Raw genomic sequence first — 23062 nt, forward strand, 5'->3', positions numbered from 1 at the left:
AGGCGGCATGCACCACGGCGGGCATGGGTCGGACATGCCGATGGAGCCGTTCACCCTCGGCCGGGGCCTCGCCTTCACCGGCGAGCCGGTGTTCCTCGTCGGCTGCCTGGCCGCCCTGGTCCTGTACGGATGGGGCGTATGGCGGCTGCGCCGGCGCGGCGACGGCTGGTCCGCGGGCCGCACGGTCGCCTTCGCGCTCGGTGTCGCCACCATCGGCCTGGCGATGTGCACCGCGCTCAATGACTACGGCATGGTCATGTTCAGTGTGCACATGGTGCAGCACATGATCATCAGCATGGTGTCCCCCATCCTCCTCCTGCTCGGCGCGCCGGTGACGCTGGCGCTGCGGGCGCTGCCCGCCGCCGGGCGGGGCCGCAGGGGCCCCAGGGAACTGCTCGTCGCACTGCTGCACAGCCGCTACCTGCGGGTGATCACGCATCCGGCGTTCACGATCCCGATGTTCATCGCGAGCCTGTACGCGCTGTACTTCACCCCCACGTTCGACTGGCTGATGGGCAGCAGGGCCGGGCACATCGGGATGATGGCGCACTTCCTCGCCGTCGGACTGATCTTCTTCTGGCCGATCATGGGCGTGGACCCGGGGCCGCACCGGCCCGGCCATCTCCTGCGGATCCTCGAACTGTTCATGGGGATGCCGTTCCACGCGTTCTTCGGCATCGCGGTCATGATGTCGAGCGAGGTGCTGGTGAAGACCTTCGCGCACCCCCCGGCCTCGCTCCACCTCGACCCGCTCGCGGACATGCACGCCGGGGGCGGCATCGCCTGGGCCTTCAGCGAGATCCCCTCGGTGCTGGTCCTGATCGCCCTGGTCTTCCAGTGGCGGCAGAGCGAGGACCGGCAGGCCCGGCACTCCGACCGTGCCGCCGACCGCGACGGCGACGCGGAGCTGGCCGCCTACAACGCGTATCTCGCCTCGCTCGACGCGCGCTCCCGCGGGGTCGGCGAGGCCCGGTCGGGCTGACCGTCCCAGAGTGAAAACCGGTCCCTCGGTGGCAGCATTGTCAGCGGGGGCAGTGGCCGCAGCGGACCGTCGCGCCGACGGGACCGGCGTCCCCGGGAAGGAGGGGCTATGCAGACGCCAGCGAAGGCGATGGCCGTGTGCACGTGCGTGTGCCTCGTCGTGGTCACCGCGTACACGGTGACGCTGGGGAGCAACGGCTGGCTGTGGTTCTCGTGGGTCGTGCTCGGGCTGGTGACCCTCGGCGTGATCGCCGCCCGTCAGGCCTGAGCGTCCTCCTGGCCTTGCGCCGCCGCGTCCGTGCCGCGCGGTCGCGCGTAGCGAGCCAGTCCGCCGACCAGCAGGTCCAGCCCGAACTCGAAGCGCTCGTCCCCGACGTCGCGCATGAGCGGCTCGACCATGGCGACGATATTGGGGAAGCGGTCGACCGGAAGTGAGCCGAAGTAGTCGCGGACCTGCCCGAAGTACTCCTCGACGGTCTGCCCGGTCTGCGCGGGGCTGGACTCCAGGAGGCTGTTCTCGAAGACGGTAGCCGTCAGGTAGGTGGACAGGGCGTCGACACCGTAGGCCACGGCCTGGTCCGGCAGTCCCCCGGCGCGCAGCAGCGCCAGCAGCTTCTCGATGTTCATCAGTGCGTGCGGCCCCGTGGGGATCGCCTGCTCCATGGCCGCCCTGGCCAGGTCGCGGTGCCCGGCGTAGACCCGCCGCCCTCGGCGCATCCACTCCTTGGTCTGCTCCTGCCAGTTCTCCGGATCCGGCTCCAGACGTGGCTCGATGGTGCCGATCTCCGCGTGCACCCGGTCGAGGACCTCCTCCATGAGTTCCTCCTTGCTGTCGATGTGGGCGTACAGCGAGGCGGCTCCGGTGTCGAGGTCCTGGGCCACGCGGCGCATGCTCAGGGCGTCGAGCCCCTCGGCGTCGATCACCTTCAGCGCGACATCGACGATGGCGTCGCGACTGAGGGCGCGGCGGGCCTTCCGGTCCTTGCGGGCGGCGCGCCAGGGCGGAGTGGGGACGGGCGGCGACGTCACTGGGGTGGCACCTCCGTGCTCGGGACCCCAAGGGCCCTGTTCGGCTTGACGAACACTGTACTTGACACGAACGTCGTTCGTTCCGTAGAACGGTGTTCGTAAGTAAACGAACACTGTTCGCGCCGTGGATCCGGCGCCACGTTTCCCAGGGGGACCCATTGAGCACCTCAGCGACCAAGGAGACAGCGACCTCGCAGACCAAGGCCCCAGGAGCGGACGCCCCACCCGAACCGGCCGGCCATCGGCTGCGCTGGTGGGGCCTGGCCGTCGTCCTGGCCGCCGAGGTGATGGACCTGCTCGACACGACGATCGTCGGTGTCGCCTCGCCGTCGATCCGCTCCGACTTCGGCGGCAGCTCCACGCAGATCCAGTGGATCACCGCCGCCTACACGCTCTCCTTCGCCGTTCTCATGATCACCGGCGCGCGGCTCGGCGATGTCTTCGGGCGCCGCCGGATGTTCCTCGTCGGGGTCACCGGCTTCACCGCCTGCTCGGCGCTGTGCGCCGGGGCCACCGGATCCGGGATGCTGATCGGCGCCCGGACCGCGCAGGGCGCCTTCGCCGCCATGCTGGTGCCGCAGGGGCTCGGCATCATCCGGCAGATGTTCCCGCCCAAGGAGATGGGGGCGGCCTTCGGAATGTTCGGCCCAGTGATCGGCCTGTCCTCCGTCGCCGGGCCGGTGCTCGGCGGATTCCTCACCGACGCCGACCTGTTCGGCAGCGGCTGGCGCATGATCTTCCTCATCAATGTGCCCCTGGGCATCGCCGCCTTGGCCACCGCGCTCAAGGTCGTTCCCGACGGACGTGCCCCCAAGGCATCCCGCCTCGACCTGCCGGGTGTGGTCCTGGTCAGCGCCGCCGCGCTGTTGCTCGTCTACCCGCTGGTGCAAGGACGCGACCTCGGCTGGCCGCTGTGGACCTATCTGTCCATGGCCGCGTCCCTGCCCGTGCTCGGCCTGTTCGGCCTGCACCTGCGCCGGGTCCGGAACCGGGGCGGCTCCCCGCTCGTCGAGCCCGGGCTGTTCCGCAACCGCGCCTTCACCTCGGCGCTCGTCGTCGGCATCGTCTTCTTCGCCGCCATGTCCGGCCTCATGCTCGTGCTCACCCTCCACCTGCAGCTCGCCCTGGGCTACACACCGCTGCACGCCGGAGCCACGATGATCGCCTGGTCGGTCGGCACCGTCGTCGGGGCGGTCCTCGCCGGAAGCGTCCTCGGGCCGAAGTTCGGCCGCAGGACCCTCCACGGGGGCCTCGCGGTCGTGGTCGCCGGGGTCCTGGCCCTGACCTGGAGCATCCACGCCGCCGGGCACGGCGCCACCACCTGGCAGCTCGCGCCGGCCCTGGTCATGTGCGGATTCGGCATGGGCCTGCTGATGGCCCCCTTCTTCGACATCGCGCTCGCCGGTGTGCGCGACGACGAGGTCGGCTCCGCCTCGGGCACGCTCAACGCGGTCCAGCAGCTCGGCGGCTCCATCGGTGTCGCCGTCCTCGGCACCGTCTACTTCGGGGTCACGGACACCTCCGGCGACAGCGCCGCCCAGCGGACCCTGCTGATCACCGCGGCGGCCTTCGCGGCCACATTCGCCGTCGCCTTCCTCCTCCCGCGGACGGCCAGGCCTCACGACGAAGCGCAGGCCTGACCCCACCGCTCGCGACACCGGCCGTGGAACGCCCCGCCGGGCGGCGTTCCGCGGTCTCGCGCACCCGCACAATAGGGATTACTGTGCGGCAACGGCACATCGCCGGACACCGCGCAGGGAGGAACCCACGTTGTTCTACCAGGTCCTGAAGTACATCTTCCTCGGGCCGCTGCTGCGACTTCTGTTCCGGCCGCGCGTCGAGGGCCTGGAGCACATTCCCGAGGAGGGCGCGGCGATCCTGGCGGGCAACCACCTCTCGTTCTCCGACCACTTCCTGATGCCGATGATGGTGCCGCGCAGGGTCACCTTCCTCGCCAAGTCCGAGTACTTCACCGGCAGCGGGCTCAAGGGCCGCCTGACCGCCGCATTCTTCAAGGGGGCGGGCCAGATCCCGGTGGACCGCTCCGGTGGCAGGGCGAGCGAGGCCGCGCTGCGCTCGGGTCTGGCGGTGCTGCGCAAGGGAGAACTGCTCGGCATCTACCCCGAGGGCACCCGCTCCCCCGACGGCAGGCTCTACCGCGGCCGTACGGGGGTCGCGGCGATGGCCCTGCAGGCACACGCGCCGGTCATCCCCTGCGCCATGGTGGGCACCTTCGAGATCCAGCCTCCCGGACGACTGGTCCCCCGGATCAAGCGCGTGATCATCAAGTTCGGCCCGGCGCTGGAGTTCTCCCGGTTCGAGGGCATGGACCAGGAGCGGTTCGTCCTGCGCTCGGTGACCGACGAGATCATGTACGCCGTCATGCGGCTGTCCGGGCAGGAGTACGTCGACCTCTACGCCTCGGATGTGAAGGCCGAGCGCTCCCAGGGCATCGCGGCGCGGCTGCGCAAGAGCGCCTGAGCCGCCGTCCCCGTCGCCCGAAACCCCCGGGGGAATTTAACCGGATGCCGGCGCCCGCCCGTTGGCACTAGCGTCCGGATCGTCGGACAACGGGAGGACAGGGACACGTGAGCACGCGACTGCGGGCGATCGCCAAGCAGACGGACCGGATCAATGAGTCGGGGTGGTACACGGCTCCGAGCGGCCGCGTGGTGAAGATCGGGGAGCAGATCGCCACCGCGGTGCGCGGCACCCGGGTCCATGGTCCGGACCCCGTGGATCCGGAGCCCGTTGCTCCGGACCCCGTGCATCCGGAGCCCATGGAAGTGCCGGAGACAGCGCGGACCGCGACCGCCTTCGAGGTCACCCCGGAGGGGAGCCTGGCGGCGGCGGGCCGGATGCTCGACGAGGACCGCGCCGGCGTCGCGGTGCTGAACTTCGCCTCCGCCCGCAACCCGGGCGGCGGTTTCCTCAACGGCGCCCAGGCGCAGGAGGAGTACCTGTGCCGCAATTCCGCGCTCCACGCCTGCCTGCGCGGCCAGCGCGAGTTCTACGAGGCGCACCGGGCCGACCCGAGCCCGTTCTACAGCGACCGGGTCATCCACTCCCCCGCCGTACCGGTCTTCCGAGGTGAGGACAACACGCTGCTGGAGGAGCCGCTCACGGTCGGGTTCCTCACCTCGGCCGCGCCCAACGCCGGAGTGATCGTCCGGCGGGACCCGGCCGCCGCGGCGCGAGTGCCGGAGGCTCTCGCGGTGCGGGCGGAGCGGGTCCTGGAGGTCGCCGTGCTCGGCGGCTACCGGCGGCTGGTGCTGGGCGCCTGGGGCTGCGGTGTCTTCCAGAACCGGCCGGAGCACGTGGCCGGGGCCTTCGCCGCGCTGCTGGGGCCCGGCGGCCGGTTCGCGGGCCGGTTCTCCCGGGTGGTCTTCGCCGTGCTGGACCGCCGGGCGGACTCCCCGACCCGTGAGGCGTTCGTCAGGGCCTTCCCGCCGGACGGCCGCTGAGGTCCCACCGTGAGCCGCGTCCGCGCGCCAGGTGGTAGAGCGCGCCCACCGCGAGCGCGTCGACCATCGCGCCCACCGCGACGGACAGCCAGAACTGCACCCAGTCGGGCGCCGCTTCGGGGAGCACCGCGATGGTGAGGAGGGAGCCCGGCAGGGTAAGGGCGAGCGGCAGCACCCCGGAGAAGGAGGCGTCGGCGTGCTCGACGAAGGCCAGGTCGTACCCCACGTAGAGCGCGGCGGCGGCGACCAGCCCGAGGTAGAGCAGGGACGCCCTGTTGGCGACCGGTAGTGCGAGCAGTTTCTTGATCATCGATCCTCCGTAGTCCGTGACCACTACGGATCCTGCCCGGCCCCCGGGGCATCCGGCATGAGTACGCGTACTCAACGGCCCTGTGTACAAGGGAAGGGCGGGTAGCGGACGGGCCGCTACCAGGGAGCGCCGACCACCTCGCGCTGCCCTTCGTCGAGCAGACGGCGCAGGGTCAGAGCGTCCCGGGCCACGGCGGTGACCAGGGCGGCGGGTCCCGCCAGCGGGGTGACCAGCGCGTCGCCGCCGTCCGAGGCGTGGGAGCCGTCGAGGCCGTCGTCGCGGTCCAGGAGGCGGGCGGCCACCGGCTTGTCCTCGAAGGCCGGGTCCACCACGAGGAGTTGGCCCACCGCCCTGCGCCCGCCCAGGACCGCGGGGCCGTCCCAGCCCGGCGCTGCCTGACCGAAGGACAACTCCTGGTCCAGCAGCGGCCGTCCCGCCCGGCGGACGGTCAACCGGGTGGACAGCGCGCCCGGTTGTTCCCCCGATCGGCCGAGGACCTGCTCCTCGCGCAGGACAAGGCGGGCGCCCTCCGCCAGCTCCACCCGCGTGGTCGTTCTCAGGCGGCTGCCCGCCGCAGCGATCAGCGGTTCGGGCAGCCAGTGCAGAACGGCGCGGTCCTCGACGGTCAGCGTGACGTCGTAGACCGACTCCGCGCCGTCGCGCCCGGGCAGGCTGATCGTGGCGGCGGCGGTGCCCACCCTCAGCCGCGCCCCGGCCAGCACCGTCGCGTCGAGCCTGAGCCGGTCACCGCCCAGGGGCGCGGCCATCGCCCCGACGACGGTCACCCGGTCACGGCTTCGGCGCAGCGCGAGCGGTCCGTCGCCCGCGAGTTCCGGCAGGGCCGTCCCCCCGCGGCCGTCGGGGGCGGCGGTGATCCGGGCGTGCGCGGTGACGCTCCAGCGGGTCATGCGCGCCAGGCGTCCAGCCGCGCCAGGACCCATTCACGGACCGGGGCGATGCCGTCGGGGGCGGTGAGCGCGGTGAACAGCGTCGGCAGGTCGCCTCGTTGGGCCTTGGCGTCGCGCGCCATGACCTCGAGGTCGGCGCCCACGAGCGGGGCGAGATCGGTCTTGTTCACGACCAGCAGATCGGCGGTGGTGACCCCGGGGCCGCCCTTGCGCGGGATCTTGTCGCCGCCCGCCACGTCGATGACGAAGACCTGGGCGTCCACCAGTGCCTTGGAGAAAGTGGCGGTGAGGTTGTCCCCGCCGGACTCCACCAGCACGAGGTCCAGTGGGCCGACCTCGTCCTCAAGGTCCTCGACCGCCTCGAGGTTGGCGGAGATGTCGTCGCGGATCGCCGTGTGCGGGCAGGCCCCGGTCTCGACGGCGGCGATGCGCTCCGGCGGCAGGACCGCGTTGCGCAGCAGGAACTCGGCGTCCTCGGTGGTGTAGATGTCATTGGTGACGACCGCGATCGACAGCCGGTCGCGCAGACTGCGGCACAGGGCGGCGACGGTCGCGGTCTTGCCCGAGCCGACCGGGCCGCCGAGTCCGACCCGCAGGGCCCGCCTGGTGCCGTCCGCCCTGGTCGTCGGGGTGCTGTAGGCGTGGCGGACCGGGTATTCCTCGTCATGGTCACGATGCAAAGAGACGCACCTTCCAACGGGCGTGCCGCTCGGCCGCGAGGTCGAGCAGGGGAGCTGATGCCGCGGGGAGCGCGTCCACACCGTCGTGGAGCGCCGCCCGTGCGGCGGTTGCGGCGGCCTCGGCGGCGCGGTCGAGGTCGGGGGTGAGCCGGGCGAGCACGGCGGCCACGGCGAAGGGGTCGAGGCTCAGCAGCCGCACGGCGGCCGTGGCCGGACCGGTGACGCTCTCGTACAGCGCGATGTGGGCGGCGTCGTGGGGGGGCAGTCCGGCGGTCCCGGCGGCGAGGCCGAGGACGACGGGCTGGTGGGCGCCTCGCGGCCGGGCGGCGGCGAGGGCGTCCAGGGCGGGGCCGGGCCAGGCGGCACGTGCGGCCCGCATGAGCTGGCGGCCCAGCTTGCGGGAGGTGGCGCGCAGCGCGGGCGAGGCGGTGCGGGCGTCCGCGGCCTCGTCGAGGACCAGGGGGTCGAGGCCCGCCGTCGCGGCGGCGGCGAGGCCCGCGGCGGTCAGTCCCGCCGTGCGCAGGCGGCCGCGGCAGAAGTGCTCGAGGCTGTCGGGGTCGTGGACGCCGCCCGCGCGCACGGCGGCCTCGGCGCCGCCGGAGTGCGCGTGGCCGCCCGCCGGGAAGCGCCCGTCGGCCAGGACGAGCAGCGCGGCCCGCGCCGCGCCGCCCGGTGCCGGTGCCGGTGCCGGTGGCGGTGGCGGTGCCGGATGGGTGCTCATCGGGTGCCGCTCCTCATCGGTTGCCCATCGGAGGCCGCCCGTCAGAAGAGGAAGTACCGCTGGGCCATGGGCAGTTCCGTGGCCGGAGCGGGCTCGACCGTGTCGCCGTCGATCCGGACGCAGAAGGTGTCCGGGTCGACCTCGACACGCGGTCTGGCGGTGTTCTCCCGCATGTCGTCCTTGGTGAGCGCCCGGGTGCTGGTGATCGCGGTGAGCGGTTTGGCCAGGCCCAGCCGCTCGGGCAGTCCGTCGTCGAGGGCGGCCTGCGAGACGAAGTTGAGCGAGTTGGCCGCGGGGGCGCGGCCGATGGCGCCGAACATCGGGCGTGGCATCACCGGCTGCGGGGTGGGGATGGAGGCGTTGGCGTCGCCCATCTGCGCCCAGGCGATCTGGCCGCCCTTGATGACCAGCTGCGGTTTGACGCCGAAGAACGCCGGGTCCCACAGGACGAGGTCGGCCAGCTTGCCGGCCTCCACCGAGCCGATCTCGTGGGCCAGGCCCTGGGCGACGGCCGGGTTGATCGTGTACTTGGCCACGTAGCGCCGCGCGCGGTGGTTGTCGGCCCGGGTGTCCGCGGGCAGCGGGCCGCGGCGCCGCTTCATCACATGGGCGGTCTGCCAGGTGCGCAGGACGACCTCGCCGATCCTGCCCATCGCCTGGGAGTCGGAGCTGATGATGGAGATGGCGCCGAGGTCGTGCAGGACGTCCTCGGCCGCGATGGTGGAGGGCCGGATACGGGACTCGGCGAAGGCGAGGTCCTCGGGAACGGCCGGGTTGAGGTGGTGGCAGACCATCAGCATGTCGAGGTGCTCCTCGACGGTGTTGACGGTGTGCGGCCGGGTGGGGTTGGTGGAGCTCGGCAGGACATGGGGCTGAGAGACCACGGTGATGATGTCGGGGGCGTGGCCGCCTCCCGCGCCCTCGGTGTGGTACGTGTGGATGCCCCGCCCCGCGATGGCCGCGAGGGTGTCCTCGACGAACCCGGCCTCGTTGAGGGTGTCGGTGTGGATGGCCAGTTGGACACCGGTCTCGTCGCACACCGTGAGGCAGGCGTCGATGGCGGCGGGGGTGGCCCCCCAGTCCTCATGGATCTTGAAGCCGACGGCTCCGGCACGCAGTTGGGCATGCATGGACTCGGTGGAGACGGTGTTGCCCTTGCCGAGCAGGCCGATGTTGACCGGTAGCCCGTCCATCGCCTCGAGCATCCTGGCCAGGTGCCATGCGCCGGGGGTGATGGTGGTGGCCTTGGTGCCCTCGGCCGGGCCCGTCCCCCCGCCGATGAGGGTGGTGACACCGGAGGCCAGGGCCTCGTCCACGAGTTGCGGGCAGATGAAGTGCACATGGGCGTCGATGGCGCCCGCGGTGAGGATCTTGCCGTTGCCGGAGACGATCTCGGTCTCGGGGCCGATGACCAGGTCGGGGTGGACCCCGTCCATGGTCTCGGGGTTGCCCGCCTTGCCGATCGCGCTGATCCGCCCGTCGCGGATGCCGATGTCCGCTTTGACGATGCCCCAGTGGTCGAGGACCACCGCGCCCGTCACCACGGTGTCGGGGGTGCCCTCGGCGCGACTGGCCCGGGACTGCCCCATGGACTCGCGGATCACCTTGCCGCCGCCGAAGACCGCCTCCTCGCCGGCGAGGCCGGGGCCGCCGGAGAGGTCCCGCTCGATCTCGATCAGCAGGTCGGTGTCGGCGAGCCGTATACGGTCACCGGTCGTCGGGCCGTACAGATCCGCGTAGACCTGCCGGGAAAGCCGCGCCATTACAGGGCACCTCCGGTCTGCCCGCGCAGGCCCGGCACCGTGCGCCGCCCCGCGACGGGCACGAGTTCGACCTCGGCGGGTACGCCGGGCTCGAAGCGCACGGCCGTGCCCGCCGCGATGTTGAGACGAAGGCCGTGGGCCGCGGCGCGGTCGAAGTCGAGGCCGGGGTTGGCCTCGGCGAAGTGGTAGTGGGAGCCGATCTGCACCGGCCGGTCGGCGCGGTTGAGGACGGTGAGCCGGATGACCGGGGCCCCGCTGTTGAGTTCGACGGGCTCGGTGGCCAGGAGTGTCTCTCCGGGGATCATCGGCGCCCTCAACCGATCGGCTCGTGGACGGTGACCAGCTTCGTGCCGTCCGGGAAGGTCGCCTCGACCTGGACGTCGTGGATCATCTCCGGGACCCCCTCCATGACCTCGTCGCGGGTGAGCACCTTGCGGCCGGAGACCATCAGGTCGGCGACGCTGCGGCCGTCACGGGCGCCCTCGAGCAGATGGGAGGTGATGAGCGCGACGGCTTCGGGGTGGTTGAGTCTGAGGCCGCGCGCGCGTCGCTTCTCCGCAACATCCGCGGCGACATGGATCAGCAGGCGTTCCTGTTCGTGCGGGGTCAGTTGCATCGGCACACCTCACAGTCGTCCCTCCCTCCCACGGCGGGGAGGGGCCCGGAGTTCGAGCCGGGCGGCGAGCACCCCGGAGCCACACCGCGGGCCCTGGGCGCGGCGTGGACGCTGCCCGGCATCCGCACCGCTGTGACCAGGGCCTTCGGGCTGACGCCGGGGGAATTGAGAGGCTACTGCGCAACCTTTTCCAACACGTTAACTGAGCCTTTGCCCCGCCCTCGGGGGTCCCGGAGCCACTCCCAGGAGTGACAGCGCGGTGTGCGGGGCGGCTGCGAGCCGTGCCGCAAGCGGCGGGCATCCGGTAGTCGTGACGCTGTGTCCGGTATGCGCTCTTGACGTGACGTCAGGCAGGCCGCAGGATCATGTCCGCGTCAATTGTTCGGCGCCTTGGCGATGCGCCGCCGGGGCGTCCCGTTCGTTCCGTTCTGTCCTCACCAGAATCCGGAGCCCCATCGTGTCCTCACATTCCCCCGCCGGTTCCCCGGTCCGCTCCCCAGCCGACGCCGGCGCCGGCGCGAAGCGCCCCGCCCGAAGACCGCGTCCGCGCCGGGCGGCGGTCGCCGCCGTCGCCGCCACCGCGATCACCGGCGCCCTCCTCGCCTCCTCCGCCGCCCCCGCGTCCGCACGGCCCGAGGCCGCACCGCCGAAGGCCGCGCGCACCGCCACCGCCCTCGCGGCGCCGGACATCCCCGTGGCCAATGTCAAGGCACACCTGTCCCAGCTTCAGTCGATCGCCACCGCCAACAGCGGCAACCGGGCCCATGGGCGCCCCGGCTACCGGGCGTCCATCGACTATGTGAAGGCCAAGCTGGACGCGGCGGGCTACACCACCGCCCTGCTGCCGTTCACCTACAACGGCGCCACGGGCTGGAACCTCATAGCCGACTGGCCGGGCGGCGACCCCAGCCATGTCGTGATGGCCGGCTCGCACCTGGACTCCGTGACCGGCGGTCCGGGGATCAACGACAACGGCTCGGGTTCCGCGGGCATCCTCGAGGTCGCCCTCGCGGTCTCGCGCGCCCAGCTCCAGCCCACCAAGCATCTGCGCTTCGGCTGGTGGGGCGCCGAGGAACTGGGCCTGATCGGCTCCAAGAACTACGTGAACAGCCTGTCGTCGACCGAGCGGTCGAAGATCGACGGCTATCTGAACTTCGACATGATCGCCTCGCCGAACCCCGGCTACTTCGTCTACGACGACGACACGCAGCTCGAGGCGGTCTTCAAGGACTGGTTCGCCGCCAAGGGGATCCCGACCGAGATCGAGACCGAGGGCGACGGCCGCTCCGACCACGCCCCGTTCAAGAACGCCGGCGTGCCCGTGGGCGGGCTGTTCAGCGGCGCCGACTACATCAAGACCGCGGCGCAGGCGCAGAAGTGGGGCGGTACGTCCGGCCAGGCGTTCGACCGCTGCTACCACGCCTCGTGCGACACCTCGGCCAACATCAACGACACGGCCCTGGACAACAACACCGACGCCATCGCGAACGCCATCTGGACGCTGGGCACCGCGACCACTCCCCCGCCCGGCTCGAGCTTCGAGAACACGGCGAACGTCAGCATCCCCGACAACGGATCGGCCGTGGAGTCCCCGGTCACCGTCAGCGGAGTGAGCGGCAACGCGCCCTCCACGCTGAAGGTGGGCGTGGACATCAAGCACACCTGGCGCGGTGACCTGGTCGTGGACCTCGTCGCCCCCGACGGCAGCACATATCGGCTGAAGAACTCCAGCGGCAACGACTCCGCGGACAACGTCATCGCCACGTACACCGTCAACGCCTCCAGCGAGGTGGCCAACGGGACGTGGAAGCTGCGGGTGCAGGACGTCGCCGCGCAGGACACCGGCTACATCGACAGTTGGAAGCTCACCTTCTGACGCGCCCTCCTCACGGTCGCCCCCGCGGCCCGGACGCCGACCACCGGTGTCCGGGCCGCGGTGCTCTGTCCGGAGGTCGTCGACCTGTCCGGAAGGATCAACCGGGCCCGGGGGAGCGCGCCTACGGCGGTCCGCGCGACGCCCAGGCGCTCGCCGGCACGGCCGACGACACTCCGACGGTTGGCCGGGCCGGCGGAACCCATCGCCCGAACGGTCTAGTGCCATCTGCCCCTGTCGACGCAGTCGACCCATCGCGGGCTCGCTCGAACACCTCGGGACGGAGGTCAACTTCCGCTGGTCAGACGGGGTTTTCCGGGATGCCCATCAGGGTGAAACGCGCCCGGATCGGCAGAACGGCCCAGAAGTGAAGAAGTTCACAGATGGCCGTGGAAGCTGCGAATCCGGGCGGTCGATGACGCAGGATCTTCAGTCGACGACAAGACCCCGTCACCGAGGCGGGGCGGTCCGGGCGGACGCCGAGTCCTGCCGCCACCCGGACGCAGGTCGAGCAACTCGAGTCGGCAGGAGCGGGAGACCCAAGCACGACGAGCCGTGAACCCAGCGGCTCTTGGGGTGAAGCCACGCGTGTGGCCGGGCAACTTCGCCAGCCCGAACCCGACAGGTCACCTTTCGCAGGCGGATGACGAAGGGCTTACGCATGTCTGCGCGTACACGCATGCCTGCGCTCATCTCCCGGGCCGGAGCCACGTCCGCCCTCACCGCGGCGGCTCTGGCCGGAACGGCTCTCGTGCCGTGCCTGACCAGTTCGGCCGAAGCGGCCACGGTCGCGACCAAGGCACTGAAGATCGCCGCCTCGAAGAAAGGATCTCCCTATCAGTACGGCGCCGCCGGGCCGCACCGGTTCGACTGCTCGGGCTACACGCTCTACGTGTTCAAGAAGGCGGGCAAGAAGCTGCCGCGCACCGCGGCGCAGCAGTACAACAGGACCCGCCACATCTCCGCCAAGTCACGCAAGGCGGGCGACCTGGTGTTCTTCCACTCCGGAAGGAACGTCTACCACGTCGGCATATACGCCGGTAAGGGCAAGATCTGGCACTCTCCTCGGCCCGGCAGGACCGTGAGCCGGGAGAAGATCTGGACCGGCAGCGTCTGGTACGGGCGCGTGAGGTGACGCGAGCCGGATGACGCGGGTGGCGCGGGCCCGAACAACCGCCGCACCACGACGAGCGCGTCGTCCGGCCCCCTGGGGTCCGGGCGGCGCGCCCCGCGCGTCCCACCCCACGGGCATCGGCGGTAGGTTGATCACGCGTCCGAATACGGGAAATGACGGGATACGCCGCACGATGCTCACCTCGAAGCCCTTCCGCATCATCGCGTTCGCCTGCGCCCTGGCAGCTGTGTTCGCCCTGGCCCTGGTCGTCGGAGGCAGACACCGCGACGGCGCCGGGGCGGGCGGTCCGGGGCACTCCATGAACGACCCCTCCATGGGCGGGCACTCCTCGGGCGGGGACTCCTCGGGCGGCGGACAGCACGGCGGGCACCACCACGGCGGACCCGGAACCACGGGTTCCGGTGCCGGGTTGAAGGCGTCCGCGGGCGGCTACCGCCTGGTGCCGCTCACCTCGTCGGTGCCGGAGGGCAGGGCGACCGCGTTCCGCTTCCGCGTCGAGGGCCCGGACGGCGGTGCCGTCACCTCGTTCGTCCCCGAGCAGACCAAACCGATGCACATGTACGCCGTCCGCTCCGATCAGACGGGTTTTCAGCACCTCCACCCGGCGATGGCCGCGGACGGGACCTGGAGCGGGGAGTTGAAGGGGCTGAAGGCGGGCTGGTGGCGTGTGTACACCTCCAGCGTCCCGGAGGCGGCGCGGGGGAAGGGGCCGATGGTGCTCAGCACCCCCTTCCGGGTCGGCGGAGACACGACCGTGAACGCGCTGCCTGCGCCGTCGCGCACCACCGAGGTCGACGGCTACCGGCTCACGCTCGGCGGCGAGCCGAAGGCGAAGCGGGTGGCGCCGCTGACGCTGACGGTGACGCGCGGCGGCAAGCCGGTCACGGACCTTCGGCCGTATCTGGGCGTGTACGCCCATCTGACGGCCTTCCACGACGGCGACGGGGCGTTCGCCCATCTGCACCCGCTCGGGAAGGCGGGCGAGCGGGGAGGCCCGGCACTGAGGTTCCAGGCACTGTTCCCGGACGCCGGCCGATGGCGTCTCTTCGTCGAGTTCAAGGCCGGTGGCGCCCTGCACACGGCGGCGGTCACGGTGCAGGTGCGATGACCGGCGCGCTCCGCGCCGCGCGGCCGGCGCGGCGGCCGAGCCGGCCGCGGAACGCGGCGGGCAGTTCGCCGCGCTGCTGGAACGGGCCGCGCGAGGCCGGGGGACGGGCCGCGCGCCGGCCTCCGCCACCCGCCACCTGGTCCCGGAAGGAGCCGCGTCGCGGGCCCGGACGGCCCCGGAAACGCGGCGAGTGTCCGGGCCTTGCCGGCCGCCGGCTTCGCACCGGTGGCGCCGAGGCGCTCCCGGTCGCCCCGCAGCGGGACTCCGTGCACCGCAAAGGGCAGGATGTCCGTTATGGAGAACACGGGACGTCATGAGACCCCGCAGGAGCGCGACGACCGCAACTTCGCGGAGCTCCTCCAGGAACTTCGTGTCACACAGACCGGCGTGCAGATCCTCTTCGCCTTCCTGCTGGGGCTGGTGTTCACCCAGAGGTTCCCCGAGCTGGACGACTACCAGCGCAACACCTATGTGGTGACCCTCCTGCTGGCGGTGGTCGCCGCCGCCCTGTTCACCGCTCCGGCGGCGCTGCACCGGGTCCTCTTCCGGCGCCACGCGAAGCGCAGGATCGTGCAGGTGTCGGCGCGGTTCGCCCTGGCCGGGCTGGTCTTCCTCGCCCTGGCGCTGACCGCTTCCGTGATGCTGATCATGGACGTCGCGCTGAGCCGGCTGGCGGGCCAGGTGACGGGCGGGTGCGTGGCGCTGCTGTTCGCCTGGTTGTGGCTGCTGATCCCGTTGTGGCTGCGCCAGATGCCCCCTCCGCCCATTCCCGAGTCCTCTGGGCCCGAGTCCTCTGGGCCCGAGTCCTCTGGGCCCGAGTCCTCTGGGCCCGAGTCCTCACGGCCTGACTCCTCACGACCCGGCTCCTGAGCACCGGGCTCCCGAACCCCGGCTCGCGGGCGCCCCGGCTGCGGGACTCAGCCGACCGCGCGGTCCTCCCACGGCAGCGTGACCCAGACCGTCTTGCCCCCGTGCTCGGTGGGAGTCACCGTCACCCTGCCCCCGCACTCCGCGGCGAGGTGGCGGACGATCACCATCCCCCGGCCGTTGTCCTGGGCGACCGCGGCGGGCAGCCGCTGGGGACGGCGCGGGTGGCTGTCGGTCACCCCGAGCCGCAGGGTCTCGTCCCGTTCCAGCAGCACATCGACGGTGAAGGTCGGGGAGTGCCCGCAGGTGTGCTGAACGGAGTTCGTGGTCAACTCCGAGACGATCAGGCGGACGTTCTCGGCGACGTCGTGGCCGGGCGGCAGCCCCCACTCGGCGAGGACGGCAGCCACGTACCCCCTGGCCATGCGCACCGAGGCGGGTTCCGTCGATAGTGTGATGCTGGCTTCGCGCAGGTCGGCCATGACGAGATGTCCCTTCCCACCGCGGCCTGAATCTCCGAATAGGAGGCGCGGCCCGGCATGCCTTGCGGTCTTCGTCGTCGACATCGGCTGCTGCATCGCCCAAGAGTGCCTTCCATGCCGCCACCCGCGCAGAGGATCGACAAAGATATGCATATATCTGTCGCCCGAAGTGGTGAACTCTCCTGCACGGCAGCACATTTGCGCTGGCACACTGACCCTTTGACGCCTTCCGACGACACCGTCGGGCACGGCATGGAGGTGCTTGTGGAGCCGGTTCCGACGGTGCGCCGCCGCAAGTTGGGCGCCGAACTGCGCCGCCAGCGCGACAAGGCGGGGCTCACCAGTGAGGAGGCCGCCCACAGAGTCGGCTGGCACCAGTCGAAGGTGAGCCGGATCGAGACCGGGCGCAGCGGAGCCAGACCCGCCGATGTGCGCTCGCTCCTCGATGTCTACGGGGTGGACGACACGGGACTTCGCCAGGCGCTGGAGGAATTGGCGCGCGACGGTGCCAAACGGGGCTGGTGGCAGTCGTATCGCGACATGCTGCCGCCCTCCTACATTGACTTCATCAGCCTGGAGTCGGACGCCGCCTCGATGCGGACCCTCGAGATGAGCGTGGTGCCGGGCCTGTTGCAGACCGCGGACTACGCGCGGGCGGTGACCCGGGAGGTGCTGCCGCGGCGCCGCTGCGCGGAGGTGGACGCGCTCGTGGATGTGCGGATCGCCCGGCAGGTGGTGCTGGGCAGGGAGCCGCCGCTCCAGTTGTGGGCCGTCATCGACGAGGCCGCGCTGCGCCGGGAGGTGGGCGGCCCGGAGGTGATGCGCACCCAGATGCTCCGTTTGGCACAGTTGGCGGCGCGACCACATGTGCACATTCAGGTACTCCCTTTTTCTCGTGGCGCCCATATTGGCCTGACAGGTCCTTTCGTAATCTTCTCTTTTCCGAATGATCGAGACCAAGACGTGGTTTCCATTGACCATCTGACGAGTAGTCTCTATCTGGAGCAGGAGGAGGAGACCGCGGCGTACTCGTCCGCATTCGAACTCCTGCGCTCTTTGGCCCTGTCCACCGAGGACTCTTTGGCATATGTCGCAGACATTGCGAAAGTCACCTAGAGGTTAAGGGGAGACCATGCTTCGATACGCGCCATCCAGCGCTGCCCTGTCTGTTGAACGGTGGAAGCGCAGCAGTCACAGCACCGGGGCGAACAACTGTGTGGAGACCGCGGTACTCGGCACGGAAGTGCTGGCGGTCCGGGACTCCAAGGACCCGCAGGGTCCGGCCCTGCTGTTCGCCTCTTCCGCGTGGTCGGCGTTCGTCGCCGCCGTGCGTACGGGGGCGTTCGACGACCGCTGATCCGGGGGACGGTGCGTGTGCCCGAGGGGCGGCGGAGCTCATCCCCGCCCCTCGGGCACGCCGGGGGTCAGTCCCCGATCGGTTCCCGGGGAGCCGTGCCCACCACCACACCCACCGCTGCGTCCACCTGGGCCGCCGTCAGGTCGGCGCGGGCGGTCAGGCGCAGCCGGGAGATGCCGTCGGGCACGGACGGCGGCCGGAAGCAGCCGACGGCGACGCCCTGTTCACGGCACCGTTCGGCCCAGCGCAGGGCGGCCTCGGGTGACGGCGCCCTGACCGAGACCACGGCCGCGTCCGGCGTGCTGGCCAGGAGCCCCGCCGAGGCGAGCCGCTCGGAGAGCTCCCGGGCGACCTCGCGGGTACGCACCGGACGCCCGGGCTCCTCACGGATCACCCGCAGGGCCTCCAGCGCCCCGCCCACGGCGGCCGGAGCCAGACCCGTGTCGAAGATGAACGTGCGGGCGTTCTCCACCAGGTGCCGGATCACCCGGGCGGGGCCTACCACCGCGCCGCCCTGACTGCCCAGCGACTTCGACAGTGTGACGGTGGTCACCACGTCGGGCGAACCGGCGAGTCCCGCCGCCGACACCGCTCCGGCGCCGCCCTCCCCGAGCACGCCCAGTCCGTGCGCGTCGTCCACAAGGAGCCCTGCGCCCGCCTCACGGCACACGACGGCGAGCGCGGCCAGCGGCGCCGCGTCGCCGTCGACCGAGAAGACCGAGTCGGTGACGGCCACCGCACGGCCGTCGTGACCGGCGAGCGCCTTGGCGAACGCCTCCGGGTCGGCATGCGGGACCACGGCCTTCTCCGCCCGGGAGAGCCGGCAGCCGTCGATGAGCGAGGCATGGTTGGCCGCGTCCGAGGCGATGAGCGTGCCCGGGCCGGTCAGCGCGGAGACGGCGGCGAGGTTCGCCGCGTAGCCGGAGGCGAAGACGAGCGCCGCCTCGGCCCCGCACAGCGCGGCGAGCTCGGCCTCGAGCTCGCCGTGCAGCGCGGTGGTGCCGGTGACGAGACGGGAGCCGGTCGAGCCCGCCCCCCAGCGCAGTGCGGCGTCCGCGGCGGCACGGGTGACCCGGGGGTGGTGGGTGAGCCCCAGGTAGTCGTTCCCGGCAAGGTCGAGCACGGGATCGTCGGCCGGTCGCGGCCGCAGGGTTCGGGAGAGTCCGGCTCGGCGGCGCTGCTCGGCGTGCCGGTCGAGCCAGTCGAAAGGTGCCTCGGGCATGCGGTGATCCTGGAGGTCGAGGGTTTGGGGGGAACCTAGCGCGACTCGACCCTCGGTGGCGTGTGGCCATGTACACATACCCATTGGTCGATCTTGTCCGTTCCGTCACTGGTCTTGGGACGGCCCTTACGTCAGGATCTCGCCCATGGACCTGCTGAAGACGCTGGTGGACAAGGGGCTGCGGCGGGAGCTGCCGACCCGAGAAGAGGCATTGGCCGTACTGGCCGCATCCGACGACGAGGTGCTGGACGTGGTTGCCGCCGCGTCGAAGGTGCGCACGCACTGGTTCGGGCGGCGCGTGAAGCTGAACTACCTCGTCAACCTCAAATCCGGTCTGTGCCCCGAGGACTGCTCCTACTGCTCGCAGCGTCTCGGCTCGAAGGCGGAGATCCTCAAGTACACCTGGCTCAAGCCCGACGAGGCCGCGGCCGCCGCGAAGGCCGGTGTATCGGGAGGCGCCAAACGCGTCTGCCTGGTGGCCTCCGGCCGCGGTCCGACCGACCGGGACGTCGAGCGTGTCTCGCAGACGATCGAGGCGATCAAGCAGGAGAACGGGGACGTCGAGATCTGCGCGTGCCTCGGCCTGCTCTCCGACGGGCAGGCGGACAAGCTCCGCGCCGCCGGGGCCGACGCCTACAACCACAACCTGAACACCTCCGAGAGCACCTACGGCGACATCTGCACCACGCACGACTTCTCCGATCGCGTCAGCACCGTGCAGCAGGCGCAGGCCGCGGGCCTGTCCGCGTGCTCCGGCCTGATCGCGGGCATGGGCGAGTCGGACGAGGACCTCGTGGACGTCGTCTACGCGCTGCGCGATCTGGACCCGGACTCCGTGCCGGTGAACTTCCTCATCCCCTTCGAGGGCACCCCGCTGGCCAAGGAGTGGAATCTCACCCCGCAGCGGTGCCTGAGGATCCTGGCGATGGTGCGCTTCGTCTGCCCGGACGTCGAGGTCCGTATCGCGGGCGGCCGCGAGGTGCACCTGCGCTCGATGCAGCCCCTGGCGCTGCACCTGGCCAACTCGATCTTCCTCGGCGACTACCTCACCAGTGAGGGCCAGGCCGGACAGGCCGACCTCGCCATGATCGCCGACGCCGGGTTCACGGTGGAGGGCACCGACCAGGTGACCCTGCCCGAGCACCGGGCGGACGTCGCGGGCGCGGGCTGCGGCTCGGGCGGCGGCTGTGCGCCGTGCGGCGGCGGGGAGGCGGAAGCGGACGAGCCGGCGCCGGAGCCGGTCGCGGCCTCCGTGGGAGCTGCCGCGGTGGGCCCGTCCCGCGCCGGCTCGGGCGACGGCCCCCGCCCCGAACTGGTGGCGGTGCGCCGCCGCGGAGCCGGGACGGACCTTCCGCCCAATGCCTGAGCGGCTCACCCCCGAGCGGCTGCTGGAGCTGGACCGGGAGCATGTGTGGCACCCCTACGGCCCGATGCCGGGCCGGAGCAGGCCGCTGGTCGTCGAGTCCGCGGCGGGGGTCCGGCTGCGCCTGGCCGAGCCCGTCGAAGGACAGGACGAGCTGGTCGACGGCATGTCCTCGTGGTGGTCGGCGATCCACGGCTACGCCCACCCGCGGCTGGACTCGGCGGTCCGCGATCAGCTCGGCCGGATGAGCCATGTGATGTTCGGCGGGCTCACACACGAGCCCGCCGTCCGGCTGGCCGCCAGGCTGGTGGAGATCACCCCCGAGCCGCTGCGCCATGTCTTCCTCGCCGACTCCGGCTCCGTGTCGGTCGAGGTCGCGGCGAAGATGTGCCTGCAGTACTGGCGTTCGCTGGGACGTCCGGGGAAGACCAGGCTGCTGACCTGGCGCGGCGGCTACCACGGGGACACCTGGACCCCGATGGCCGTGTGCGACCCGGACGGCGGGATGCACCACCTGTGGAGCGGTGTGCTGCCGCGGCAGGTCTTCGCCGACGCTCCGCCCGCCGGGTTCGGCGAGGAGCCCGACCCGCGGTACCTGCGGCATCTGGCGGAGCTCGTGGAGCGGCACGCCCACGAGGTGGCCGCCGTGATCGTCGAACCGGTGGTGCAGGGAGCGGGCGGGATGCGCTTCCACTCCCCCGCCTATCTGCGCGCCCTTCGCGAGCTGTGCGACGAGCACGACGTCCTGCTCGTCTTCGACGAGATCGCCACGGGCTTCGGGCGCACCGGGGAGCTGTTCGCGGCCGACCACGCCGGGGTGAGCCCGGATGTCATGTGCGTGGGCAAGTCGCTGACCGGCGGCTACCTCACGATGGCGGCGACGCTGTGCACTTCGCGGGTCGCGGACGGGATCTCCCGTGGGGAGGTCCCGGTGCTGGCCCACGGGCCGACCTTCATGGGCAATCCGCTGGCGGCCTCGGTCGCCAATGCCTCGATCGACCTGCTGCTCGGCCAGGACTGGCGGGCGGAGGTCTCCAGGATCGAGGAGGGCCTGGTGGCGGGTCTCGACCCCGCGGTGAAACTGCCGGGAGTCGCGGATGTGCGCGTGCTCGGCGCGATCGGCGTGGTCCAGCTGGACCACGAGGTCGACATGGAGGCCGCCACCCGGGCGGCGGTGCGGCACGGGGTCTGGCTCAGGCCCTTCCGGGACATGATCTACACGATGCCGCCGTACGTCACGGGTGACGACGACGTGGCCGGGATCGCCGCCGCCGTGGTGGCGGCGGCCGAGGTCGCCTGAGCGTCGGGCGGGCGGCGAAGGGCCGCCCGAGCGGTGAGGTGAAGGGTGGGAGTGCGGTGCGCGGTGAAGGGTGAGAGCGCTGTGGGCGTGCTGGTGGTCACGGGGACCGGGACCGAGATCGGCAAGACCGTCGTGACCGCGGCGGTGGCCGCGGCGGCGATGAGTGCCGGGCGCCGGGTCGCGGTGCTCAAGCCCGCGCAGACCGGGGTCGCCGTCGGCGAGCCCGGCGACGTCGCCGAGGTCGCGCGGCTCGCCGGGCAGGTCACGGGTGTGGAGCTGGCCCGCTTCCCCGAGCCCCTGGCCCCCAACACCGCCGCCCGCCGGGCGGGGCTGCGCCAGGTGCGGCCCGCGGACGTCGTGGTGGCCGCCGAGAAGCTGGCGGCCGAGCACGACCTGGTGCTCGTCGAGGGCGCGGGCGGACTGCTGGTGAACCTCGACGACGAGGGCGGGACGCTCGCGGACGCCGCCGTGGGTCTGGGGGCGCCCGTTCTCGTCGTCACCACCGCCGGGCTCGGCACGCTCAACATGACCGCCCTGACCACCGAGGCGCTGGAGCGCCGGGGCGTCTCCTGCCTCGGAACCGTGATCGGCAGCTGGCCGGACTCCCCCGGCCTCGCCGCCCGCTGCAACCTCGCCGATCTTCCCACGACGTCCCGCAGCGCGCTGCTCGGCGCGGTGCCGCAGGGGGTCGCGGCACTGGCCCCGCAGGCGTTCCGCACGGCGGCGCCGGGCTGGCTGGGCCCGGAGCTGTTCGGCACCTGGGACGCACGGGCGTTCACCGGCCTGCACCGCTGAGGCCACCGGGCGCCCCGACCGACCGGACGGCGAGCGCCGCCGAGCCCTTCGAGCCCGCCGAGCGCCGCCGAGCACCGTCGAGCCCGTCGAACCCGCTGGGCACGCGCCGCGCGCCGAGCTCGATGGAGCGCCGCGGTCGGCCCGTCCCGGCCCGGAGCACCTCGGTCCTGAGGCGTAGCCGATCACGCCACGCCTCACTCCGGGGTCGGATGTAATCCGGGTCACACTCCCGTACCCTCGGCTCCCGTACGGCTGAACCGATGTTGTCCTTCCCGGGGAGGCAGGATGTCCACACCCGCACAGGAGCAGGTCTTCGGACGGGCGCCGAGCGGTCCCACCGCCGCGCGCGCCGAGGGGCTGACCAAGGCCTACGGCTCGGGCGAGACGCAGGTGCTCGCGCTCGACTCCGTCGATGCCGAGATCGCCCGGGGCCGCTTCACCGCCATCATGGGGCCGTCCGGTTCGGGCAAATCGACGCTGATGCACTGCCTGGCCGGTCTGGACAATGTCACCCGGGGGCAGGTGTGGATCGGTGAGCACGAGATCACCTCGCTCAACGAGCGCGAGCTGACCCGGCTGCGCCGGGACAAGGTGGGATTCGTCTTCCAGTCGTTCAATCTGCTGCCCACGCTCACCGCGGGCGAGAACATCACCCTTCCCATGGACATCGCCGGCCGCAAGCCGGATCAGGAGTGGGTGGACACGGTCATCGACACCCTGGGGCTGCGCGACCGCCTGCGGCACCGGCCGGCGCAGCTGTCGGGCGGTCAGCAGCAACGGGTGGCCTGCGCCCGCGCCCTGGCCTCGCGGCCGGAGCTGATCTTCGCCGACGAGCCGACGGGGAATCTGGACTCGCGCTCCGGCGAGGAGGTCCTGGCGTTCCTGCGCCGGGCGGTGGACGAGCTCCACCAGACCGTCGTGATGGTCACGCACGACCCGGGCGCCGCCGCCCGCGCGGACCTGGTCCTCTTCCTCGCCGACGGCCGGATCGTGGACGAGATGCCGAATCCCACGGCGGAGGCTGTGCTGGACAGGATGAAGCGGTTCGACAGGATCAGGGAGACCTGACCGCCGTTTCGCTCCCCGAG

At 71.8% G+C, this 23062-nt stretch carries 25 protein-coding genes and 1 riboswitch; of the genes, 15 read left to right on the plus strand and 10 right to left on the minus strand.

Annotated elements, in window-relative coordinates:
* Positions 1–7 precede the first annotated feature (7 nt).
* Together IEY86_RS07160 and IEY86_RS07165 are read left to right on the plus strand one after the other, a co-directional pair.
* Positions 8–982, plus strand: coding sequence for a cytochrome c oxidase assembly protein (locus IEY86_RS07160; RefSeq protein ID WP_189130685.1), 975 nt, complete (start codon positions 8–10; stop codon positions 980–982).
* A 108-nt stretch (positions 983–1090) separates the two neighbouring features.
* Entirely contained in the window at positions 1091–1249 is a 159-nt protein-coding gene (locus IEY86_RS07165; protein WP_189130686.1) for a hypothetical protein, read from the plus strand.
* Here IEY86_RS07165 and IEY86_RS07170 read toward each other — a convergent pair.
* Positions 1240–2010 carry a TetR/AcrR family transcriptional regulator gene (locus IEY86_RS07170; protein ID WP_229698215.1) on the minus strand — a complete coding sequence of 257 codons (771 nt, stop codon included), beginning with the start codon at positions 2008–2010 and terminating at the stop codon, positions 1240–1242. The genes IEY86_RS07165 and IEY86_RS07170 overlap by 10 nt on opposite strands.
* Before the next feature lie 158 nt (positions 2011–2168).
* On the opposite strand from IEY86_RS07170, the gene IEY86_RS07175 reads away from it, so the two are divergent.
* From IEY86_RS07175 to IEY86_RS07185, 3 genes are all read left to right on the plus strand, one after another.
* A complete protein-coding gene (locus IEY86_RS07175) occupies positions 2169–3650 on the plus strand; it encodes an MFS transporter (protein ID WP_229698216.1) in 1482 nt (493 codons plus the stop codon).
* Between the two features lie 130 nt (positions 3651–3780).
* Entirely contained in the window at positions 3781–4491 is a 711-nt protein-coding gene (locus IEY86_RS07180) for a lysophospholipid acyltransferase family protein (RefSeq protein WP_189130688.1), read from the plus strand.
* 107 nt (positions 4492–4598) lie between these two features.
* Positions 4599–5474 carry a TIGR02452 family protein gene (locus tag IEY86_RS07185; protein WP_189130689.1) on the plus strand — a complete coding sequence of 292 codons (876 nt, stop codon included), beginning with the start codon at positions 4599–4601 and terminating at the stop codon, positions 5472–5474.
* On the opposite strand, the gene IEY86_RS07190 is transcribed toward IEY86_RS07185, so the two are convergent.
* The 7 genes from IEY86_RS07190 to IEY86_RS07220 all read right to left on the minus strand — a co-directional run bounded on the left by IEY86_RS07190 (position 5446) and on the right by IEY86_RS07220 (position 10472).
* Positions 5446–5784, minus strand: a complete 339-nt coding sequence (locus IEY86_RS07190) for an SCO4225 family membrane protein (protein WP_189130690.1) — start codon at positions 5782–5784, stop codon at positions 5446–5448. The two genes, IEY86_RS07185 and IEY86_RS07190, sit on opposite strands and share 29 nt — an antisense overlap.
* 116 nt (positions 5785–5900) lie before the next feature.
* The gene (locus tag IEY86_RS07195) at positions 5901–6692 is read right to left on the minus strand and encodes an urease accessory protein UreD (RefSeq protein ID WP_229698217.1); all 792 of its coding nucleotides are present in this window, start codon (positions 6690–6692) and stop codon (positions 5901–5903) included.
* Positions 6689–7372, minus strand: a complete 684-nt coding sequence (gene ureG / locus IEY86_RS07200) for an urease accessory protein UreG (protein ID WP_189130692.1) — start codon at positions 7370–7372, stop codon at positions 6689–6691. The genes IEY86_RS07195 and ureG overlap by 4 nt, the downstream gene beginning before the upstream one ends.
* On the minus strand, positions 7362–8093 hold the full coding sequence (locus IEY86_RS07205; RefSeq protein ID WP_189130693.1) for an urease accessory protein UreF: 732 nt from the start codon (positions 8091–8093) through the stop codon (positions 7362–7364). The genes ureG and IEY86_RS07205 overlap by 11 nt, the downstream gene beginning before the upstream one ends.
* Positions 8094–8134: 41 nt before the next feature.
* Positions 8135–9856, minus strand: coding sequence for an urease subunit alpha (locus tag IEY86_RS07210; protein WP_189130694.1), 1722 nt, complete (start codon positions 9854–9856; stop codon positions 8135–8137).
* Positions 9856–10161, minus strand: coding sequence for an urease subunit beta (locus IEY86_RS07215; RefSeq protein ID WP_189130695.1), 306 nt, complete (start codon positions 10159–10161; stop codon positions 9856–9858). The genes IEY86_RS07210 and IEY86_RS07215 overlap by 1 nt, the downstream gene beginning before the upstream one ends.
* Before the next feature lie 8 nt (positions 10162–10169).
* A complete protein-coding gene (locus tag IEY86_RS07220; protein WP_189130696.1) occupies positions 10170–10472 on the minus strand; it encodes an urease subunit gamma in 303 nt (100 codons plus the stop codon).
* A gap of 583 nt (positions 10473–11055) precedes the next feature.
* Here IEY86_RS07220 and IEY86_RS07225 point away from each other — a divergent pair.
* The 4 genes from IEY86_RS07225 to IEY86_RS07240 all read left to right on the plus strand — a co-directional run bounded on the left by IEY86_RS07225 (position 11056) and on the right by IEY86_RS07240 (position 15458).
* A complete protein-coding gene (locus IEY86_RS07225; protein WP_189130853.1) occupies positions 11056–12348 on the plus strand; it encodes a M28 family metallopeptidase in 1293 nt (430 codons plus the stop codon).
* A 500-nt stretch (positions 12349–12848) separates the two neighbouring features.
* A riboswitch (cyclic di-AMP (ydaO/yuaA leader) is annotated at positions 12849–13002 on the plus strand.
* Between the two features lie 4 nt (positions 13003–13006).
* Positions 13007–13480 carry a C40 family peptidase gene (locus IEY86_RS07230; RefSeq protein WP_189130697.1) on the plus strand — a complete coding sequence of 158 codons (474 nt, stop codon included), beginning with the start codon at positions 13007–13009 and terminating at the stop codon, positions 13478–13480.
* Positions 13481–13652: 172 nt separating this feature from the next.
* Positions 13653–14588, plus strand: coding sequence for a DUF8832 domain-containing protein (locus IEY86_RS07235; protein WP_229698218.1), 936 nt, complete (start codon positions 13653–13655; stop codon positions 14586–14588).
* A 294-nt stretch (positions 14589–14882) separates the two neighbouring features.
* Positions 14883–15458, plus strand: a complete 576-nt coding sequence (locus IEY86_RS07240) for a DUF6328 family protein (RefSeq protein WP_229698219.1) — start codon at positions 14883–14885, stop codon at positions 15456–15458.
* 47 nt (positions 15459–15505) lie between these two features.
* On the opposite strand, the gene IEY86_RS07245 is transcribed toward IEY86_RS07240, so the two are convergent.
* Positions 15506–15937: an ATP-binding protein gene (locus IEY86_RS07245; protein WP_189130698.1), complete on the minus strand. Its 432-nt coding sequence runs from the start codon at positions 15935–15937 to the stop codon at positions 15506–15508.
* 252 nt (positions 15938–16189) lie between these two features.
* Between IEY86_RS07245 and IEY86_RS07250 the strand changes: the two genes are divergently transcribed.
* Both IEY86_RS07250 and IEY86_RS07255 read left to right on the plus strand, forming a co-directional pair.
* Positions 16190–17053: a helix-turn-helix domain-containing protein gene (locus IEY86_RS07250; RefSeq protein WP_373286973.1), complete on the plus strand. Its 864-nt coding sequence runs from the start codon at positions 16190–16192 to the stop codon at positions 17051–17053.
* A 16-nt stretch (positions 17054–17069) separates the two neighbouring features.
* The gene (locus tag IEY86_RS07255; RefSeq protein WP_189130699.1) at positions 17070–17294 is read left to right on the plus strand and encodes a DUF397 domain-containing protein; all 225 of its coding nucleotides are present in this window, start codon (positions 17070–17072) and stop codon (positions 17292–17294) included.
* 67 nt (positions 17295–17361) lie between these two features.
* On the opposite strand, the gene IEY86_RS07260 is transcribed toward IEY86_RS07255, so the two are convergent.
* Positions 17362–18516 carry an 8-amino-7-oxononanoate synthase gene (locus IEY86_RS07260; RefSeq protein WP_189130700.1) on the minus strand — a complete coding sequence of 385 codons (1155 nt, stop codon included), beginning with the start codon at positions 18514–18516 and terminating at the stop codon, positions 17362–17364.
* 145 nt (positions 18517–18661) lie between these two features.
* Here IEY86_RS07260 and bioB point away from each other — a divergent pair, with 145 nt between their 5' ends.
* From bioB to IEY86_RS07280, 4 genes are all read left to right on the plus strand, one after another.
* On the plus strand, positions 18662–19882 hold the full coding sequence (gene bioB, locus IEY86_RS07265; protein WP_189130701.1) for a biotin synthase BioB: 1221 nt from the start codon (positions 18662–18664) through the stop codon (positions 19880–19882).
* Positions 19875–21179 (plus strand): adenosylmethionine--8-amino-7-oxononanoate transaminase, encoded by a 1305-nt coding sequence (locus IEY86_RS07270; RefSeq protein WP_189130702.1) that lies wholly within the window; start codon positions 19875–19877, stop codon positions 21177–21179. Before bioB ends, IEY86_RS07270 begins: the two co-directional genes overlap by 8 nt.
* 81 nt (positions 21180–21260) lie before the next feature.
* Positions 21261–21974, plus strand: a complete 714-nt coding sequence (gene bioD, locus IEY86_RS07275) for a dethiobiotin synthase (protein ID WP_189130856.1) — start codon at positions 21261–21263, stop codon at positions 21972–21974.
* A 285-nt stretch (positions 21975–22259) separates the two neighbouring features.
* On the plus strand, positions 22260–23042 hold the full coding sequence (locus tag IEY86_RS07280) for an ABC transporter ATP-binding protein (RefSeq protein ID WP_189130703.1): 783 nt from the start codon (positions 22260–22262) through the stop codon (positions 23040–23042).
* The last annotated feature ends 20 nt before the right edge of the window (positions 23043–23062 follow it).

The organism is Wenjunlia tyrosinilytica, assembly GCF_014646055.1.
Lineage (GTDB): Bacteria > Actinomycetota > Actinomycetes > Streptomycetales > Streptomycetaceae > Wenjunlia > Wenjunlia tyrosinilytica.